The organism is Cobetia amphilecti, assembly GCF_020217465.1.
Lineage (GTDB): Bacteria > Pseudomonadota > Gammaproteobacteria > Pseudomonadales > Halomonadaceae > Cobetia > Cobetia amphilecti.
On sequence record NZ_CP084115.1, the window covers coordinates 2875663 to 2893138 of the forward strand.

Annotated in this window: 15 protein-coding genes; 2 read left to right on the forward strand and 13 right to left on the reverse strand. The window is 62.3% G+C overall.

Annotated features, from left to right (window positions below):
* Nucleotides 1-129: 129 nt before the first annotated feature.
* Nucleotides 130-1593, reverse strand: a complete 1464-nt coding sequence (locus tag LCW13_RS12095) for a sodium-dependent transporter (protein ID WP_225347008.1) — start codon at nt 1591-1593, stop codon at nt 130-132.
* A 448-nt stretch (nt 1594-2041) separates the two neighbouring features.
* Here LCW13_RS12095 and LCW13_RS12100 point away from each other — a divergent pair, with 448 nt between their 5' ends.
* Both LCW13_RS12100 and LCW13_RS12105 read left to right on the forward strand, forming a co-directional pair.
* Nucleotides 2042-2695, forward strand: coding sequence for a potassium channel family protein (locus tag LCW13_RS12100; protein ID WP_225347010.1), 654 nt, complete (start codon nt 2042-2044; stop codon nt 2693-2695).
* Nucleotides 2692-4086 carry a TrkH family potassium uptake protein gene (locus LCW13_RS12105; protein WP_225347011.1) on the forward strand — a complete coding sequence of 465 codons (1395 nt, stop codon included), beginning with the start codon at nt 2692-2694 and terminating at the stop codon, nt 4084-4086. The genes LCW13_RS12100 and LCW13_RS12105 overlap by 4 nt, the downstream gene beginning before the upstream one ends.
* A gap of 127 nt (nt 4087-4213) precedes the next feature.
* On the opposite strand, the gene ihfA is transcribed toward LCW13_RS12105, so the two are convergent.
* The 12 genes from ihfA to LCW13_RS12165 all read right to left on the reverse strand — a co-directional run bounded on the left by ihfA (nt 4214) and on the right by LCW13_RS12165 (nt 17475).
* Nucleotides 4214-4570, reverse strand: a complete 357-nt coding sequence (gene ihfA / locus LCW13_RS12110; protein WP_107336300.1) for an integration host factor subunit alpha — start codon at nt 4568-4570, stop codon at nt 4214-4216.
* Nucleotides 4571-4596: 26 nt separating this feature from the next.
* Nucleotides 4597-6981, reverse strand: a complete 2385-nt coding sequence (gene pheT / locus LCW13_RS12115) for a phenylalanine--tRNA ligase subunit beta (RefSeq protein WP_225347012.1) — start codon at nt 6979-6981, stop codon at nt 4597-4599.
* 56 nt (nt 6982-7037) lie between these two features.
* Nucleotides 7038-8057, reverse strand: a complete 1020-nt coding sequence (gene pheS, locus LCW13_RS12120; RefSeq protein WP_166018712.1) for a phenylalanine--tRNA ligase subunit alpha — start codon at nt 8055-8057, stop codon at nt 7038-7040.
* A 358-nt stretch (nt 8058-8415) separates the two neighbouring features.
* Nucleotides 8416-8769, reverse strand: coding sequence for a 50S ribosomal protein L20 (rplT, locus tag LCW13_RS12125; RefSeq protein ID WP_043335644.1), 354 nt, complete (start codon nt 8767-8769; stop codon nt 8416-8418).
* Between the two features lie 45 nt (nt 8770-8814).
* The gene (rpmI, locus tag LCW13_RS12130) at nt 8815-9009 is read right to left on the reverse strand and encodes a 50S ribosomal protein L35 (protein ID WP_043335648.1); all 195 of its coding nucleotides are present in this window, start codon (nt 9007-9009) and stop codon (nt 8815-8817) included.
* A 100-nt stretch (nt 9010-9109) separates the two neighbouring features.
* Complete coding sequence (gene infC, locus LCW13_RS12135) at nt 9110-9649, reverse strand: translation initiation factor IF-3 (protein ID WP_082388253.1); 540 nt, start codon at nt 9647-9649, stop codon at nt 9110-9112.
* A gap of 34 nt (nt 9650-9683) precedes the next feature.
* Nucleotides 9684-11582 carry a threonine--tRNA ligase gene (gene thrS, locus LCW13_RS12140; protein WP_043335653.1) on the reverse strand — a complete coding sequence of 633 codons (1899 nt, stop codon included), beginning with the start codon at nt 11580-11582 and terminating at the stop codon, nt 9684-9686.
* Between the two features lie 338 nt (nt 11583-11920).
* Complete coding sequence (locus LCW13_RS12145; protein WP_043335655.1) at nt 11921-12796, reverse strand: OmpA family protein; 876 nt, start codon at nt 12794-12796, stop codon at nt 11921-11923.
* Nucleotides 12797-13073: 277 nt separating this feature from the next.
* Nucleotides 13074-14228, reverse strand: coding sequence for an amidohydrolase (locus LCW13_RS12150; protein WP_225347013.1), 1155 nt, complete (start codon nt 14226-14228; stop codon nt 13074-13076).
* Between the two features lie 20 nt (nt 14229-14248).
* Nucleotides 14249-14761 (reverse strand): DUF2489 domain-containing protein, encoded by a 513-nt coding sequence (locus LCW13_RS12155; protein ID WP_225347014.1) that lies wholly within the window; start codon nt 14759-14761, stop codon nt 14249-14251.
* A 231-nt stretch (nt 14762-14992) separates the two neighbouring features.
* A complete protein-coding gene (locus tag LCW13_RS12160; protein ID WP_215823220.1) occupies nt 14993-16126 on the reverse strand; it encodes a glycosyltransferase family 4 protein in 1134 nt (377 codons plus the stop codon).
* Entirely contained in the window at nt 16123-17475 is a 1353-nt protein-coding gene (locus LCW13_RS12165) for a UDP-glucose dehydrogenase family protein (RefSeq protein ID WP_225347020.1), read from the reverse strand. The genes LCW13_RS12160 and LCW13_RS12165 overlap by 4 nt, the downstream gene beginning before the upstream one ends.
* Nucleotide 17476: the final 1 nt, after the last annotated feature.

A 17476-nucleotide genomic window follows, 5' to 3' on the forward strand; every position in this document is an offset into this window, starting at 1 on the left:
AGATACCAGCAGACAGACAGGCCACAGACATCAGAACGAAAAGCCCCCTGCAGCGCGCTGCAGGGGGCTTTTTCATGCCGCTTTGATGACTAGCGGGCTGGCGCTATCGAACTGACGCCAGCGATCATATCAGCCCTGCTCGACGGCACGCTCGCGCAGGCGCGGCGAGAGCAGCTCGCCCACGAGACAGGCTGCTAGGATGACGGCCACGAAATACGGCCAGTCGTCGAATGACAGCTCTGCGACGCCCAGGGCATCGACGAAGATCGCCAGGATGCAGACCGGGCTGACATAACGAATCATGAACAGCCACAGACGATAGCCGGCATCGCTCAGATTCAACTCATCACGCAGCATGCTGCTCTTGAAGACAAACCCGGCCAGCAGCGCCATGGCGATGCCACCGATCGGCATCATCCAGCGCGAGGTCAGGTAATCGAGCCAGTCGAAGAAGTGCTTGCCGGCCAGCGTCCAGTCCGCACCGAGATTGAACGACAGCATCGCGAACATCGCCACCAGCCACAGCACGCTGCCGGCCAGCCACGAGGCCTTGGTGCGGCTCATGTTGCGGTTCTCGCTCAGCCAGGCGACGGTCGCCTCGATCATCGAGATGGCGGAGGTCAGGGCGGCGATCGAGAGCATGGCGAAGAACAGCACCCCGAACAGCTGCCCGAAGGGCATCTGATTGAAGGCCACCGGCAGACTCATGAAGATCAGCCCCGGCCCGGAGGACGGGTCCATGCCATTGGCGAAGATGATCGGGAAGATCGCCAGCCCCGCCATCAGTGCCACCAGGGTATCGGCGATTGCCACCGTGAAGGTGGTGCGGGCGATGGAAGTGCCCGACGGCAGGTAGGAGCCGTAGGTGAGGATGGCGCCGGAGGCCAGCGACAGGGTAAAGAAGGCATGCCCCAGCGCGGCCAGCACCCCTTCACTGCTCAAGCGCGTGACATCGAAATCGAACAGGAAGTGGAAGCCTGCCGAGAAATTGCCCGAGGTCAGGGCATAGCCGATCATGATCAGCAGCATGATCACCATGCCCGGCATCATCCAGCGCACGCTCTTCTCGACGCCTTCCTGCACCCCGCGCCCGACGATCAGCATCGTCACCACCGTCACCAGCGTGGCCCAGCCACCCAGCGCCCAGGGGTTGGCGTTGCCGGCCTCGAAGATGGTGCCCAGCTCCGCGACGCTGTGTCCGGACAGCGCGCCACTGGCCATCTTCCACAGGTAACTGAACGACCACCCCGCCACCACGACATAGAACGACAGGATCATGAAGCCGGCCAGCATCGCGATCCAGCCGAAGACCTTCCACAACGGACTGGCCCCCGCTTCACGCGCCAGATTGGCAATCGCCTCGATGGGGCTGCCGCGCCCGCGCCGCCCGAAGGCGATCTCCGCCATCATCACGGGCACGCCCACGGCGAGAATGCAGGCCAGATACACCAGCACGAAGGCGCCACCGCCGTACTCACCGGTGATATAGGGAAACTTCCAGATATTGCCCAGCCCTACCGCGGAACCGGTAGCTGCAAGGATGAAGCCCCAGCGACTGATCCAGAGATTCTTGGGTTGCTGTCTTGCCGTCATGGAATACCTTACGAGTTATTGTTGTGAGCCAGTGGTGATCGACGCAACGCCTGGCCGTCTTGGGTGCTCACACAGACCATTTTACTGATATGAAGCAGGTTCGTCCGCGATTCCCATCGAAAATCACCACGATTCCCTCAGAATTCCTCTGCGAAAACGCCATCACCACACGACGGCAATCACTCTACATTAGATGCTTCAAATTGGTAACATTTGAAACGATAACTGCCGCTAGGGGCTGGCAAGCGCCCTCACCCGAGACGCACGGCGCCGCAAAAGGACCCGACATCACCGCATCACTGGAGTAGGCTCATGCAAGAGACGCCGACCAGAACGCTCTGGCTAGAGAGTGCTGGGCTAGAGAGGGTTGGGCCTGAGAGTGCCTGGCCAGAAAGCGTCGGGACAAAGAGCGTCTGGTCTCACCCAGCAGCGCAGACAAGGAGTCGTCATGCATCGTCAATTCGCGGTTATCGGACTGGGCTATTTCGGCAGCACCGTCGCGCGGGAGCTCAGGCGCCATGACCATGAAGTGCTCGGCGTGGATGCCGATGAGAAGCGCCTCAATGCCGTGGCAGACCTGCTCAATCAAGCCGTGATCGCGGACCCCACCGATGAACATGCCCTGCAGGAGCTGGGGCTTGAGCAGTACGACGCCGTCTTGATCGATCTGGCCGACTCGATGGAACAGAGCCTGATCTGCGCGCTGCTGGCCAAGGAGCTCGGCGCCAGGGAGCTGTGGGTCAAGGCCACCTCGGATGCGCACCACAAGCTGCTCAGTCGTCTGGGTGTCGATCACATCGTGCATCCGGAGTACGACCTGGGCGTGCGCGTGGCGGAAAGCCTCGCCTACCATGCCATGGTCGACTTCATCCATCTCGGCGATCACCAATTCGTGGTCGAACTGGAGGTCAGTGCACGACTGGGCGATGACTGCCAGCAGCTCGATCAGCTGCCCATCGATGACGACATCAGCGTGATCGCCCTGCGCAAGGGCAAGACCCTCGACCGCCAACCCTACGGCAGCACGCGACTGGCCGCCGGTGACCATCTGGTCCTGATCGGCGAGCTGAGCGCGCTGCGCAAGCTGGGAGCACATCTATGAGGCAGCGCTACCGGCGCTATCTCCGCCCCCTGACCCGCAGCCCACGCGGGCCCATCATCCATCTGTCGCCGCCGGAGATACTGCTGAGCGGCTTTCTGGGCCTCGGCATGCTGGGCGCCTGCCTGCTGAAACTGCCCGGCATGCACCAGCAAGGGCTGAGCTGGCTGTCGGCGCTGTTCACCGCGACCTCTGCCGTCACGGTCACCGGCCTCTCCGTCACTCCGCTCAGCGACTTCACCCTCGCAGGCCAGACCGTCGTGCTGATACTGATCCAGCTCGGTGGACTCGGCTTCATGACCATCGCCGCCCTCTCGCTGGTGATGCTGGGCCAGCGCCTGCCAATGCACCAGACCAGCCTGCTGCGCGAGGCGCTCAATCGCAGCAGCTCACGCGAGATAGGCCGCCTGCTCAAGATCATCACCGCCTTTGCGCTGACGCTCGAGCTGGCAGGCGCCTCCTTGCTGTCATTGGACTGGGTGCCCGAGTACGGCTGGCAGGAGGGCCTCTGGCTGAGCCTCTTCCACTCGGTCTCGGCCTTCAACAATGCCGGCTTCACCCTGTGGCCGGACAGCCTGATGCGCGAGGCGGCCAACCCCCTGACCAGCGGCGTGATCGGCATCCTGTTCATGACCGGCGGCATCGGCTTTGCCGTCATCGGCGAGCTGCGCGAGCGGCGCCGCCAACATGGCTGGCGCGTATTGCTGCAGCCGTCACGCTTCTCGGTGCAGACACGCCTGGTGATTGAGGCCACCGTGGCACTCAACCTGCTGAGCCTGGTGGTGATACTGGCGCTTGAATGGCGCAACCCCGGCACGCTGGGCGCCATGGCCAGTCATGGCGAACGCCTGCTCGCCGCCGCCTTCATGGCCACCACGCCGCGCACCGCCGGGTTCAGCGTCATCGATTCCGCCGAGATGACACAAGCCTCGACCCTGTGGACCATGGCGCTAATGTTCATCGGCGGCGGCAGCGGCTCGACGGCCAGCGGCATCAAGCTGACCACCTTCGTGGTGTTGCTGCTGACCACGCGCGCCTTTCTGCGCAGCGAGCCCTCCCCCACCCTGCACGGCCGCCGCATCGGCGATGACACCGTCTTCAAGTCGATCGCCGTGGCACTGGCGGCGATGCTGCTGATCTTCAGCATGCTGTTCGGCCTGACCATCACCGACCCGGACCACGCCTTCCTGTCGCTGGCCTTCGAGACCGTCTCGGCCTTCGGCACCGTCGGCCTGAGCCACGGCCTGACGCCCGAGCTCTCGCCCGGCGGGCAATTGCTGATCATCGCGACCATGCTGCTGGGCCGCACCGGACCACTCGCCCTCGGCTACCTGCTGGCGACCCGCAGCCGCCCCGGCATCAGCTATGCGCGCACCGAGCTCTCGATCGGCTGATGGCGCACGGCTGATGGCACACAACAAACGATGCCTCAGAACGACGAAAGCCCCGACGCTGGGCGTCGGGGCTTTCGTGAGCATGGTCACCCGCTCAGGGAGCGGCGGGTGAGGTCAGGCAATGACCTCAGTGATCATCATCATGATCATCGTGGTCATCATGCTCTTCAAGACGCTGATGTGCGTGCGTCTCGCCGTCGTACTCATCCACTCGGGCCTTGAGCTTCTGACCTGGGCGGAATGTCACCACACGACGCGCGGAGATCGGAATCTCCTCGCCTGTCTTGGGATTGCGCCCCGGACGTTCGCGCTTGTCACGTAGATCGAAGTTGCCGAAACCGGACAGCTTCACCTGTTCATTTTCCCGCAGGCAACCGCGAATCTCGTCGAAGAATACCTCTACCATCGACTTGGCTTCGCGCTTGGACATGCCGAGTTCTGCGTGCAGATGCTCGGCAAGTTCCGCCTTGGTCAACGCTCCCATGTCCGCTCCCTCGTTCAAGTGGCGACTCATGCTCTCAGCGCCGCCCCGAAACGTGTGTGGCCATCGGTGACGATCGCATCGACTAACTGATTGATTTCCTCATCATTCAGCGTGCGCGAAGGATGCTGCCAGGTCAAGCCCAGGGCGAGCGACTTGTGACCATCGGCTACCCCCTGGCCCTGATAGACGTCAAACAGGCGCAGGTCCGTCAGCCATTCACCGGCTTGCGAGCGGATGGCGTCGAGCAGCGACTGCACGTGAACGCCCTCTTCGACCACGAAGGCCAGGTCACGACGCACTTCCGGATACCTGGAGAGCGGCGCGAAGCGCGGCAGACGACCCGCACAGGCAGAGGCCAGCGTGATCTCGAACACGAACACCTCGACCTTCAGGCCAAGCTCGGCGCGCGCCGCCGGGTGCAGGGCACCCATCCAGCCCGCCGGCTCGCCATTGAAGAACAGCTGAGCGCACTGACCCGGGTGCAGTGCCGGATGCTCGGCGGCTTCGAAGCGCCAGGCATCCAGATTGCCGCCCAGTGCCAGCAGTGCCTCGACATCGCCCTTGAGGTCGAAGAAGTCGACCTTGTCACGACCGCCATTCCAGCCTTCCGGCAGACGGGCACCAGTGATCAGGCCGCCGATCATCGGCGTCTGCTCGAGGGAGTCCAGCTCGCCGCGGAACACAAGCCCGGTCTCGAACAGGCGCACGCGCGACTGCTGACGATTGAGGTTGTGGCTCAGCGCCTTGACCAGCCCCGGCAGCAGCGAGCTGCGCATCACGGCCATGTCGCTGGAAATCGGGTTGGCCAGTGCCGGTGCCACCCCTTGCGGGTCCAGCGTCTTCTGCAGCTCAGGGGCGACGAAGCTGTAGCTGATCGCTTCCTGATAGCCCCGCGCCACCAGCTGACGACGCAGGCTGGTCAGCGGCTGGGTGGTCTCATTGGCCACGGCCGGTGCCAGACGCGCGTTCGGACGGCTGACCGGCAGATTGTTGTAGCCGTGGATGCGCGCCAGCTCTTCGATCAGGTCAGCCTCGATGCTGACATCGAAACGCCAGCTCGGCACCGTCACCTGCCATTGGCTATCGCCATTCGCGGCGACCTGCATGCCCAGACGCTCGAGAATCTCGACGATTTCGTCATCCGGCAGCGCCATGCCCAGCGTGCGCTCGACACTGGCGCCGCTCAGGCTGACGACGGCGGCCTTGGGCAGCGCTGCGTCGCTGGCGACCTCGATGATCGGGCCCGGCTTGCCGCCGGTGATCTCGAGCAGCAGGGCTGTCGCGCGCTCGATGGCATCACGCTGCAGCTGCGCGTCCACACCACGCTCGAAACGATGCGAGCTGTCGGTGTGCAGGCCGTAGCTGCGCGCCTTGCCAGCGACGCTCAACGGCGCGAAGAAGGCCGACTCGAAGAAGATGTCGCGCGTCTCGGCATTCACGCCACTGCCTTCGCCACCCATCACACCGGCGATGGCCAGCGGGCCCTTCTCGTCGGCGATGACCAGGGTGTCGTCACGCAGCGCGACTTCCTGACCGTCGAGCAGCGTCAGCGGCTCTTCAGCGGCTGCCATGCGCACCTCGATGCCGCCGTTCAAGCGTGCCAGATCGAAGGCGTGCATCGGCTGGCCGAGTTCGAGCAGCACGTAGTTGGTGACGTCGACGACGGGGTCGATGCTGCGGATGCCACTGCGACGCAGACGCTCCTCGAGCCACAGCGGCGAGGTCGCGGCGACATTGACGTCACGCACGACACGTCCCAGATAGCGCGGGCACGCCTCTGGCGCGCTGACGGTGACCGGGAAGGTGTCGTCGATCTGGGCGGCGACCGGCTCGATGCCCGGCGCAGTGACGGCGAGACGGTTGAGCACGCCGACTTCACGCGCCAGACCCTTGACGCTCAGGCAGTCGCCGCGGTTCGGGGTCAGATCGACCTCGATGGCGTTGTCGTCAAGATTCAGGAAGTCACGTGCATCGCGGCCCACCGGCGCGTCCGCGGCCAGCACCATGATGCCGTCGGAGGCTTCGGCTTCCAGACCCAGCTCGGAGGCACCGCAGATCATGCCGCGGGATTCGACACCGCGCAGCTTGGCCTTGCGAATCTTGAAGTCGCCCGGCAGCTTGGCGCCGACCTGAGCGAAGAGCACCTTCTGGCCAGCGGCGACATTCGGCGCGCCACAGACGACCTGCACCAGTGCACCACTGCCATCATCCACCTGGCAGACATTGAGGCGATCAGCCTCCGGGTGCGGTTGCTTGTCCTTGACCTCGGCCACGACCACACCGGTGAACTCACCGGCGACCGGTTCGATACCATCGACTTCCAAACCGGCCATGGTGACCTGATCGGCAAGCTGCTGGGTGTTCAGTTCCGGCGACACCCACTCACGCAGCCACTGTTCGGAAAATTTCATCTTGCTGTCCTGTTCCGTAAGTTCACGCCCTCAAGGCGCGATACGTGAATGAGTGTCTAGCTGAACTGGCGAAGGAAACGCAGGTCGTTCTCGAAGAACAACCGCAGGTCGTTGACGCCGTAACGCAGCATCGCCAGACGCTCCGCGCCCATGCCGAAGGCGAAGCCGCGGAAGCGCTCGCTATCGATACCGGAGTGACGGAAGACTTCCGGGTGCACCATGCCGCACCCCATCACCTCGAGCCAGCCGGTGTGGGAGCAGACACGACAGCCGTCACCGGCACACATCACGCACTGGATATCGACTTCAGCGGACGGTTCGGTGAACGGGAAGTAGGACGGACGGAAGCGCACTTCCAGGTCATCACGCTCGAAGAAGGCATGCAGGAACTCTTCGACGGTGCCCTTCAGGTCGGCGAAGCTGACATTCTCGTCGACCAGCAGACCCTCGACCTGGTGGAACATCGGGGTATGGGTCAGATCGGAGTCGCAGCGATAGACGCGGCCCGGGCAGACGATGCGCAGCGGCGGCTCACTGGCCTTCATGCTGCGTACCTGCACCGGTGAGGTGTGAGTGCGCAGAAGACGCGTGGCATCGAAATAGAAGGTGTCATGCATCGCGCGCGCCGGGTGATGCGACGGGATGTTCAGCGCTTCGAAGTTGTGATGGTCATCTTCGATTTCCGGCCCTTCAGCGACACCGTAACCGATGTGCGAGAAGAAGCTTTCGATACGCTCAAGCGTGCGGGTGACCGGGTGCAGGCCGCCTACCGGCTCACCACGGCCCGGCAGGGTCACATCGACGCGCTCGGCGGCAAGACGCGCATTGAGCGCCGCCGTTTCCAGCGTATTGCGACGTGCATCCAACTCGCCACTCAGCAGCTGCTTGGCTTCGTTGATGGTCTCACCGGCCTTGGGACGCTCTTCGGGGGACAGCTTGCCGAGGCCCTTGAGCAGTGCGGTGATCTCGCCCTTCTTGCCGAGAAAACGTACCCGTACCTCGTCGAGGGTCTGGACGTCTTCGGCCGCCTGGATCGCGGTGCGTGCTTCGTCCACCAGGGTGGAAAGATGTTCCATCCGTTCAGCTCCGATCGCTTGAGTCACTGGCGCGGCAATGTCCGCCACCAATGGAAGTCGCGCCGACCCGAAGGTCGGCAGGGAGAGCGCTCCGCCTGCGGTGAGTCACACAGACGATCGCGCCCTTGCCAGAGACCGGCCCACAACGCGGCCAATCCCGTTCATGTCGCTGCTGACCCACCGCCGGTTCCCTGACGGCAGGCCAAACAAAAACAGGGGAAGAGCGGCTGCTCTTCCCCTGTGACGTAACACGTCATCTCGATACCGCCTGAGTTGTCCAATGCAAGCATTCGACAGTCACGGCCCGGTTCGCCACATGAGCGGCTCGCCGGGTCTGGGCGACATCTGATCCGGTCACTTACTGAGCAGCCTTGGCCTTCTCGACGATGGCAGCAAAGGCAGCTTTTTCGTGAACCGCGATATCGGCGAGGACCTTGCGGTCGATCTCGATATTGGCCTTCTTCAGGCCAGCGATGAAGCGGCTGTAGGACATGCCATTGATGCGGGCCGCAGCGTTGATACGCGCGATCCACAGGGCACGGAACTGACGCTTGCGGACACGACGGTCACGGTAAGCGTACTGGCCGGCCTTGATGACAGCCTGCTTGGCTACGCGGAAGACGCGTGAACGCGCTCCGTAGTAACCCTTGGCCTGCTTCATGATCTTCTTGTGACGGCGACGTGCGACGACGCCACGCTTGACGCGGGACATAGCGTACTCCTGATATTAAGAAAGTTGGACCGAGGTAAGGACGGCTTACAGGTTCGGCAGCATGCGCTGGATCAGCGCCTTGTCTGCAGCGTGAACCTGCTTCATGCCACGCAGCTGACGCTTACGCTTGGTCGACTTCTTGGTCAGGATGTGGCTACGGAAGGACTGCTTGTGCTTGAAGCCGTTGGCAGTCTTCTTGAAGCGCTTGGCAGCGCCGCGGTTAGTCTTGATCTTCGGCATGAGTATTAACTCCGCTCGGTTTCTTGAGAAAATCCAGGGCCGACAAAAAGAGCCACGCCCGCAGGCGTGACCCTGATGTGTCCGTTTTACTGCCTATGGATCACTTCTTTTTCGGCGCGAGAATCATGATCATCTGACGGCCTTCCATTTTCGGGAAGGACTCGACGGTCACGAGCTCCGAGAGATCGCCGGCGATCCGTTCCATCAGCTTGCGGCCGATGTCCTGGTGCGCCATTTCGCGACCACGGAAGCGCAAGGTTACCTTACCCTTGTCTCCGCCTTCGATGAAGCGAGTCAGGTTGCGTAGCTTGACCTGATAATCGCCTTCATCGGTACCAGGACGGAATTTGACTTCCTTGACCTGGATCTGTTTCTGCTTCTTCTTCTGCAGATTCTTCTGTTTCTTCTCGTCGAAAAGAAACTTGCCGTAATCCATGATCTTGCAGACGATGGGGTCGGCATTGGAAATCTGGACGAGGTCGAGCCCTGCCTCTTCGGCCTTGACAAGCGCATCTTTGGTTGACACTACGCCAACCTGCTCGCCATCTGCGTCGATGAGGCGGACTTCGTCCGCACGAATACGGTCATTGATGGGAGCCCGCTTTTCCTGGGGGCGTCCGCGCTGATTATTCCGCTTGATCGTTGCGTCTCCGTTTGGCTGAAATTCGTTACTGTCAGACCTGTTCTTCCTTCAGGCGTTCCATGAATTCTGAAACTTTCATGGTGCCGAGGTCTTCACCGGAACGGGTTCTGACAGCTACTGCATCAGCTTCCACTTCCTTGTCGCCAACGACGATGAGGTAAGGAACCTTCTGCAGAGTATGCTCACGGATTTTAAAGCCGATCTTCTCGTTCCTCAAGTCTGCTTTGACACGGATGTCATGTTTCTCGAGGCGGGAGACCAGATCCTTGGCATATTCTGCCTGGGAATCCGTGATATTCATTACGACAACCTGCTCCGGGGCGAGCCAGAATGGCATCGCGCCTGCGTGGTGCTCGATCAGGATGCCGAGGAAGCGCTCGAAGGAGCCGAGAATCGCGCGGTGCAACATGACCGGCATGCGACGCTCTCCACTTTCATCGACAAACTGGGCACTGAGACGCTCAGGCAGATTGAAGTCGAGCTGTAGAGTACCACACTGCCAGACACGATTCAGACAATCTCGCAGAGAGAATTCAATCTTTGGTCCATAGAAGGCACCCTCACCCGGCTGCAGCTCCCACGGCAGGCCAGTCGCATCCAGTGCTGCCTGCAGGCCGGCTTCGGCCTTGTCCCACGCTTCCGGCTCACCGATGAAGGATTCCGGACGGGTGGAGAGCTTCAGTTCGACGTCTTCGAAGCCGAACTGACGGTAGACTTCCAGTGTCAGACGGATGAAGTCCTCGGCCTCGGACTCGACCTGATTCTCGGTACAGAAGATGTGGGCGTCATCCTGGGTGAAGCCACGCACACGCATCAGACCATGCAGAGAGCCGGACGGCTCGTTGCGGTGGCAGGAGCCGAACTCGGCCAGACGCAGCGGCAGGTCACGGTAGCTCTTCAGGCCCTGATTGAAGACCTGGACGTGACACGGGCAGTTCATCGGCTTGACCGCGTACTCACGCTTCTCGGACTCGGTGGTGAACATCAGCTCGTTGTAATGCCCCCAGTGCCCGGACTTCTTCCACAGCGAAAGATCGACCACCTGCGGCGTCTTGATCTCCTGGTAGCCATTGGCACGCTGGATACGACGCATGTACTGCTCGAGCACCTGATACATGGTCCAGCCATTCGGGTGCCAGAACACCATGCCCGGCGCTTCTTCCTGCATATGGAAGAGGTCCAGCTTCTTGGCCAGCTTGCGGTGATCGCGCTTCTCGGCTTCCTCGAGACGCTTGAGGTAGGCCTTAAGCTGCTTCTTGTCTGGCCAGGCGGTGCCATAGATGCGGGTCAGCATCGGCTTGGTGGAATCACCACGCCAGTAGGCACCGGCCAGCTTGAGCAGCTGGAAGTGCTTGAGGTGACGGGTATTCGGCACGTGCGGGCCGCGGCACATGTCGGTGTATTCTTCGTGGTGGTAAAGGCGGATGGTATCGCCTTCGCCGATGCCCTCGATGATCTCCTGCTTGTACGGCTCATCGCGCTTCTCGAAAGCGGCCATGGCCTGGTCACGCGAGACATACTCACGCACCACATCGTACTCGCTGTCGATCAGCTGCTTCATGCGCTTCTCGATGGTCTCGAGATCTTCCGGGGTGACCGAGCGGCCAAAGTCGATGTCGTAATAGAAGCCGTCATCAATGACCGGGCCGATGGCCATCTTGGCCTCCGGGTAGAGCTGCTTGACGGCATGACCGATCAGGTGCGCGCAGGAGTGACGAATCACGTCCAGGCCTTCCGCATCACGCGCCGTGAGAATGGCGACGTTGGCGTCTTCGGTGATCATGTCAGCGGCATCGACCTCGACGCCATTGATCTTGCCGGCCACACAGGCCTTGGCAAGACCGGGACCGATGGACTCGGCCAGCTGCATCACGGAAATCGGGGTATCGAAGGTACGCTGGCTGCCGTCAGGCAGAGTAACGATAGGCATGAAGAATTCCTTGCGTTCAGTGGTGGCCCTTACCAAGGGTCACGTGAAGCGAATTTGGCCGAACGCGGGGCGTCGGCTCGAAATGGGGGCAATGACGATCACGCCCCTCACGCTACTGACCCCGGCCTACAATGCCTGGGGCGCCGCCCACTGCCCCATGATGATCGAGCGACCAGTCAGGGTGTGGACACATAACGCGGGAACATGAACGAGGCAAGACCTTAGCAGCCCGTTCAAAAGTCGTAAAGATACGCTTGAGCCACTGGAGGCCATGCACGACACGAACGCAGACGGGGCGCCCTGAGGCGCCCCGTCTGATTCAGCTTACCGCGTTCGACTTACTTGACTTCAGCAAGCTCGACACGACGGTTTTCGGCACGGCCTGCAGCGGTATCGTTGCTGGCGACCGGCTGCTCTTCACCGTAACCCACAGTCTGGATACGGTTGGCGCCAACACCTTCGGAAGCCAGGTAGGCCTTCACGGAGTCAGCACGCTTCTGGGACAGCTGCTTGTTGTAGGAGTCAGAACCCACGGAGTCAGTGTGACCTTCGACGCGAACGCGGACGTTCTCGTTGGAGACCAGCTTGGCCGCCACACCGTTCAGCACTTTCTCGGCGTTGGCAGTCAGCTTGGCGGAGTCGAACTCGAAGTTCACGTCACGCAGGACGAGGTCAGCGACACAGCCCAGGGCATTGACCTTGGCGCCAGCCGGGGTGTTCGGGCACTGGTCCTGGTAGTCCGGCACGCCGTCACCGTCGGAATCGAGCGGACAGCCTTTCGCGTCAACAGTGACGCCGGCCGGAGTACCCGGGCACTGGTCCTTGTAGTCAGCAACGCCGTCACCGTCGGTGTCCAGCGGGCAGCCTTTCGCATCAACAGCGACGCCTGCCGGAGTCCCCGGGCATTCGTCACGGTCGTTCGGCACGCCGTCGCCATCGTCGTCCATGGACTTCGGAGCATCGTCAGCACACAGCAGTGCACCGGCAGTCGCGCCGCCGACAGCACCCAGAGAAGCGCCGGTGTCTTCGTCGCTGTCGCCAGAGACGCCGTAACCAATCCCGCCACCGATCAAGCCACCGGCCAGACCGCAGACGAACGGCTGGCTGTACCAGGGCTTCTCAGCAGATGAAGACTGGGAAGCAGAGCTTGCGCAGCCAGACAGGCCAACAACCAATGCAGAACCCAGAACCAGGCCAGTCGTAGATCTTTTCATGTAAGACTCCTTCTTAACACAGCGCAATATGTAACGAGGGTGTTACGTATCGACTCAGTATAAGAGCCGAACTCGTTACGATGAAAGGAATTTTATTCAAATCTTCCTTTAAGAAGAAAGCACATGCAGGTGCGTCCTTCCAGCTCTGATCGGGTCTGTTTCCCTTGAAAACGGTACCGATCCTCAGGCATACGTTGAAGGAAAACAGTGTTTTTTGCAACGTCGAAATACTTTGACACTAACTGTATCAGATTGGCGACGCTGTAAAACCCCTGTTTTACTCTCTTCCAAGGTGCTGGCGCACCAGCCCCTCGAAAATCTCGACGCCGGGCGCCAACAGCGTATCAGGAAAATCGTAATCGGGGTGGTGAAGCCCCGGCATTTCCTCACCTGCGCCAAATGTGAACATGGCGGCATGGCAGTCACGTGCCAGCACACCAAAGTCCTCGGACCAGCGATGTGCCTGAGGAAGTTCCACGCAATCAAGCCCTTGCTGTCGCGCCACGCGGCGAATCATGTCGTTCGCCTCAGGCGAATTCCAGGTCGCATCGAAGGTGTCACACCAGTCCACATCGATGCCCAGACGGTCTTCTTCCGCCTCGCTGCGCGCCAGTGAGACCGCCGCTTCGGCCAGCGCCTTCATCATGTCATCGCTCTCGGTGCGCAGGGTGACCATCACCTCGGCGTCGCCCGGAGAGGTGCCGAACGCGACCTCGCCCAGGCGCGCATGAATCAGGGTCACCATCGCAAGTCCGGTCTCATCGGCAAATTGCAACGGCAGACGCGACAGGCCTTGCATGATGCGACACATGGCCATCGCCGGGCTGCGACCATTTTCCGGGTGGGCTGCATGTGCACAGAGCCCGGAAAGCCGCACGATCATGCCGCGTGAGGCGCAGGTGAAGGCATGGTCGCGCACGCTGACTTCCCCAAGGGGGCGCCCCGGCAAGTTGTGGCACGAATAGAGATAGTCCGGCTTGAGCGCGGCAAAGGCCTTGCTGCGCACGACGGCGCGCGCGCCTTCACCGGTTTCCTCGGCGGGCTGGAACAGCAATACCACCTCGCCCCTGGCGACCGGAGATGCCGCCAGGCGCTGCGCCACGCCCAGCATCCAGCTCATGTGGCCGTCATGGCCGCACAGGTGCCCGACATGCGGATGACAGGAGGACCAGTCGCCGCGCGGCGCCTCATCGATGGGCAGAGCATCCAGCTCACAGCGCAGCATGACGCGCGGGCCTGGCTCGGCGCCGCGGAAGATGGCGGCCAGACCATGCCCACCCAGCCCGCTGACCACCTCGGCGCCAGCCTCCTGCATCCAGCCGGCGATGCAGGCCGCCGTGGCGGCTTCCTGTCCGGAGAGTTCCGGTGAACGGTGCAGCGCGTGACGCAGCTCGGCCAGCGGCGTGCCCAGCAAGGAAAGTGTCGTGTTCATGCCTGCCTCGTGAAGACTCATCAGATGGCCTGCCCCAGATCTGCTGGCGAAGCGGGACGCTTGCGCCCCAGGTAATGCTGATGCCAGAACTCCATGTTGCTCAGCACGCGACTCGCCGCCAGCTGCAGCGGCTCCGCCAGCGCTTCCTCGACGGCGATGCGCTCCTTGTCTTCGGCAAGGCGTTCACGGGGCGACAGCTCCTTGCGCGCCGAATGGGTGTGCAGGTGTGATACCCGCCCATGCAGGACACCGAAGACCGAGAGCACGTCATCTTCGGCCAGACTGGTATCGAGAATCTCGATCAACACCTTGCAGCGCAGACCGCCTTCCACCATGTCGACCTGCCCGGCCTGCATGGCGCGTGCGATGGCTTCGAGGCTTTCCAGACAGTTGGCGCGCGCCTGGATGAGCTCTTGCTCACGACGCGCCTCACGCACCTTGACCTCGCGGCGCAGCTTGAGGGCATAGAACGCCAATCCCGCGATGATGATGATCGCGATGACGGCCAGAATGATGCTGATAGTCAGGGACATGCCTTTCTCCTGCGGTAAACAAGCCATGAGTATAGGGACTGCACACGCGACACCCAAGGCGGGGCACTGCGACCGATGACCACGCAGCCCGCCCTCGCCCACCCCTTGCGTCAACAAAAGGCCCCGCATCAGGGATACGGGGCCAGTCGCGTCATTCACTCTTGCACGCTTTTCTCTGTCGCACTCATGCTTCGTCCGGCACGCGAACGATCAATCTGTCAGCGCAGATCTTCACCGCCCCGCCATCAAGGCCTCGAAGCTGGCCTTGAGCTTGAGATTCTGCGCCTGATGCGAGTAATTGCGTGCCAGACTGGCCAGCGCAGCGCTCAGCGCCTGCGTGTCGCTCTCGAGCAGATGGGTGCAGCGCTCGGCCCACTGCTGTGGCGTGGACTCTGCCGCCATGACCAGCTCAGGGTGGTCATCGAGCAGCTCAGCCGAGCCAACCCGCGCATTGAGCAGCACCGGCGCACCACAGGCCATCGCCTCCAGCGCGACACGCCCGAACTCCTCGATATGGGCCGGCATCACGAACAGGTCCAGCGCACCATAGAGCGTCTCGACCTCGGGAATGGTCGAGCGCCAGATCATGCGCTCGGCGATGCCCGCCTCCCTGGCCTGCTGCTGGTAAGGCGCGGCATCATCCTTGCCTACCACCAGGAAGCGATAGCGGCCCGGTGAGGCCTGCTCCATCAGCGCCGCCATCGCCACGAACCCGGCCACGTTGCGCTTGGTGAAGTTGCCGGATGACACCAGACCGACCAGCAGCTCATCCTCGGCCACACCCAATGCCTCACGCTGGGCGGTGCGCCCTGCGCGCGCGCGCTCGACCGTGAATTGCACCGGGTCATAGCCCGGGTAGCTGATCTCGATCCGCTCAGGCGCGATACCGTAGCGCGCCATCAGGTCCTCGCCCATCATGCGCGAATTGACCGCGACCTGACGGAACTTGCCACCCTTGAGCACGTGATCATGAATCGCCGCCACTTCGTGGTCGCGAGGCAGCTCACGGCCATGGATGCACTGCGAGGCAAGGTGCACGCAATTGTGCAGATAGACGGTATCCGGGCTTTCGCAGTCACCATGACTGATCAGCAGGTCGGGCGCATGACGGCTGGCCCAGGCCTGAACACGGCGATTGAACCAGAAACGTCGATATGCCCCCTTGAAGGGCCACCGCCACAGGCGCACCAGCTCCGCGCCATGGGCGCGAGCCAGTTCAGGCTTGCCGCGCTCGGCGAGAATCACCACGCGATAGCCCAGCGCGCGCAACGCATCCGCCTGCTCGAAGGCATTGCGGCTGGCACCGGTATTCTTCTCGACCTGACGAATGGCGATCGCGGCCAGCTTGCCTGCACCAGTGCTCACGACGCCTCCTGCACGCGGCGCATGGAGTCACCGCGACCGACCGCGTAGTACATCAGGCCGGCGGCCTTCATGGCGGCAGGCTCGAACAGGTTTCGACCATCGACCACCACAGGGAAGCCGAGCTGTGCCTTGAGCCACTCGCCCTCCAGGGTGCGGAATTCCTTCCACTCGGTGCACACCACCAGTGCATCGGCGCCCTTGACCGCCTGCTGACGGTCCGCGACCAGCACCAGGTCGTCGCGCTCGCCGTAGATGCGGCGGCATTCCTTCATCGCTTCCGGGTCATAGGCCTGCACGGTCGCGCCAGCGTCCCACAGCGCTTCCATCAGCGTGCGGCTCGGCGCATCGCGCATGTCATCGGTGTTGGGCTTGAAGGCCAGACCCCAGACGGCAATGGTCTTGCCCTTTAGATCACCATCGAAGGCCCGCGACAGCTTGTCGAACAGCGTGACCTTCTGGCGCTTGTTGACCGACTCGACCGCAGTCAGCAGCTCGGCGTCATAACCGACCTGACTGGCAGTACGCGCCAGTGCCTGGACGTCCTTCGGGAAGCAGGAACCGCCATAACCACAACCGGGATAGATGAAGTGGTAGCCGATACGCGGGTCACTGCCGATGCCGCGACGCACCTCCTCGATGTCCGCACCCAGGCGTTCGGCCAGGTTGGAAATCTCGTTCATGAAGCTGATCTTGGTCGCCAGCATGGCGTTGGCGGCGTACTTGGTCAGCTCGGCGGCGCGCACGTCCATGAACATCAGCTTTTCATGGTTGCGGTTGTAGGGCGCGTAGCATTCGCGCATGCGCTCACGCACCTTCTCGGAATCGGTGCCGACCACGATGCGCGCGCCACGTGTGAAGTCCTCCAGCGCCGCGCCTTCCTTGAGAAATTCCGGGTTGGAGCAGACATCGAAGTCGACACGTTCGCCGCGCTCGGCAAGCACTTCGGCGACTCGCGCCGTGACGCGGTCTGCCGTGCCCACCGGCACGGTGGACTTGTCGATGATGACCTTGTAGTCATTCATGTGCTCGCCAATGGTGCCGGCCACCGCAAGCACGTACTTGAGGTCGGCGCTGCCGTCTTCGTCCGGCGGTGTGCCCACGGCGATGAACTGCAGCACACCGTGCTCGACGGCCTGACGGGCGTCAGTGGTGAAGTTGAGACGGCCGGCCTCGACATTGCGCAGCACCATGCTCTCCAGCCCCGGCTCGAAGATGGGGATCTCGCCTTGCTTGAGGCCATCGATCTTGGCCGCATCAACGTCCATGCAGATCACGTCATGGCCGACATCGGCCAGACAGGTGCCAGTCACCAGGCCTACGTAGCCTGTTCCGAAGACAGTGATTTTCATG

Excerpts from the sequence above, each read along its gene's own strand:
- LCW13_RS12095 (WP_225347008.1), bottom strand. The coding sequence starts at position 1,593 with ATGACGGCAAGACAGCAACCCAAGAATCTCTGGATCAGTCGCTGGGGC.
- LCW13_RS12100 (WP_225347010.1), top strand. The coding sequence starts at position 2,042 with ATGCATCGTCAATTCGCGGTTATCGGACTGGGCTATTTCGGCAGCACC.
- LCW13_RS12105 (WP_225347011.1), top strand. The coding sequence starts at position 2,692 with ATGAGGCAGCGCTACCGGCGCTATCTCCGCCCCCTGACCCGCAGCCCA.
- ihfA (WP_107336300.1), bottom strand. The coding sequence starts at position 4,570 with ATGGGAGCGTTGACCAAGGCGGAACTTGCCGAGCATCTGCACGCAGAA.
- pheT (WP_225347012.1), bottom strand. The coding sequence starts at position 6,981 with ATGAAATTTTCCGAACAGTGGCTGCGTGAGTGGGTGTCGCCGGAACTG.
- pheS (WP_166018712.1), bottom strand. The coding sequence starts at position 8,057 with ATGGAACATCTTTCCACCCTGGTGGACGAAGCACGCACCGCGATCCAG.
- rplT (WP_043335644.1), bottom strand. The coding sequence starts at position 8,769 with ATGTCCCGCGTCAAGCGTGGCGTCGTCGCACGTCGCCGTCACAAGAAG.
- rpmI (WP_043335648.1), bottom strand. The coding sequence starts at position 9,009 with ATGCCGAAGATCAAGACTAACCGCGGCGCTGCCAAGCGCTTCAAGAAG.
- thrS (WP_043335653.1), bottom strand. The coding sequence starts at position 11,582 with ATGCCTATCGTTACTCTGCCTGACGGCAGCCAGCGTACCTTCGATACC.
- LCW13_RS12145 (WP_043335655.1), bottom strand. The coding sequence starts at position 12,796 with ATGAAAAGATCTACGACTGGCCTGGTTCTGGGTTCTGCATTGGTTGTT.
- LCW13_RS12150 (WP_225347013.1), bottom strand. The coding sequence starts at position 14,228 with ATGAACACGACACTTTCCTTGCTGGGCACGCCGCTGGCCGAGCTGCGT.
- LCW13_RS12155 (WP_225347014.1), bottom strand. The coding sequence starts at position 14,761 with ATGTCCCTGACTATCAGCATCATTCTGGCCGTCATCGCGATCATCATC.
- LCW13_RS12165 (WP_225347020.1), bottom strand. The coding sequence starts at position 17,475 with ATGAAAATCACTGTCTTCGGAACAGGCTACGTAGGCCTGGTGACTGGC.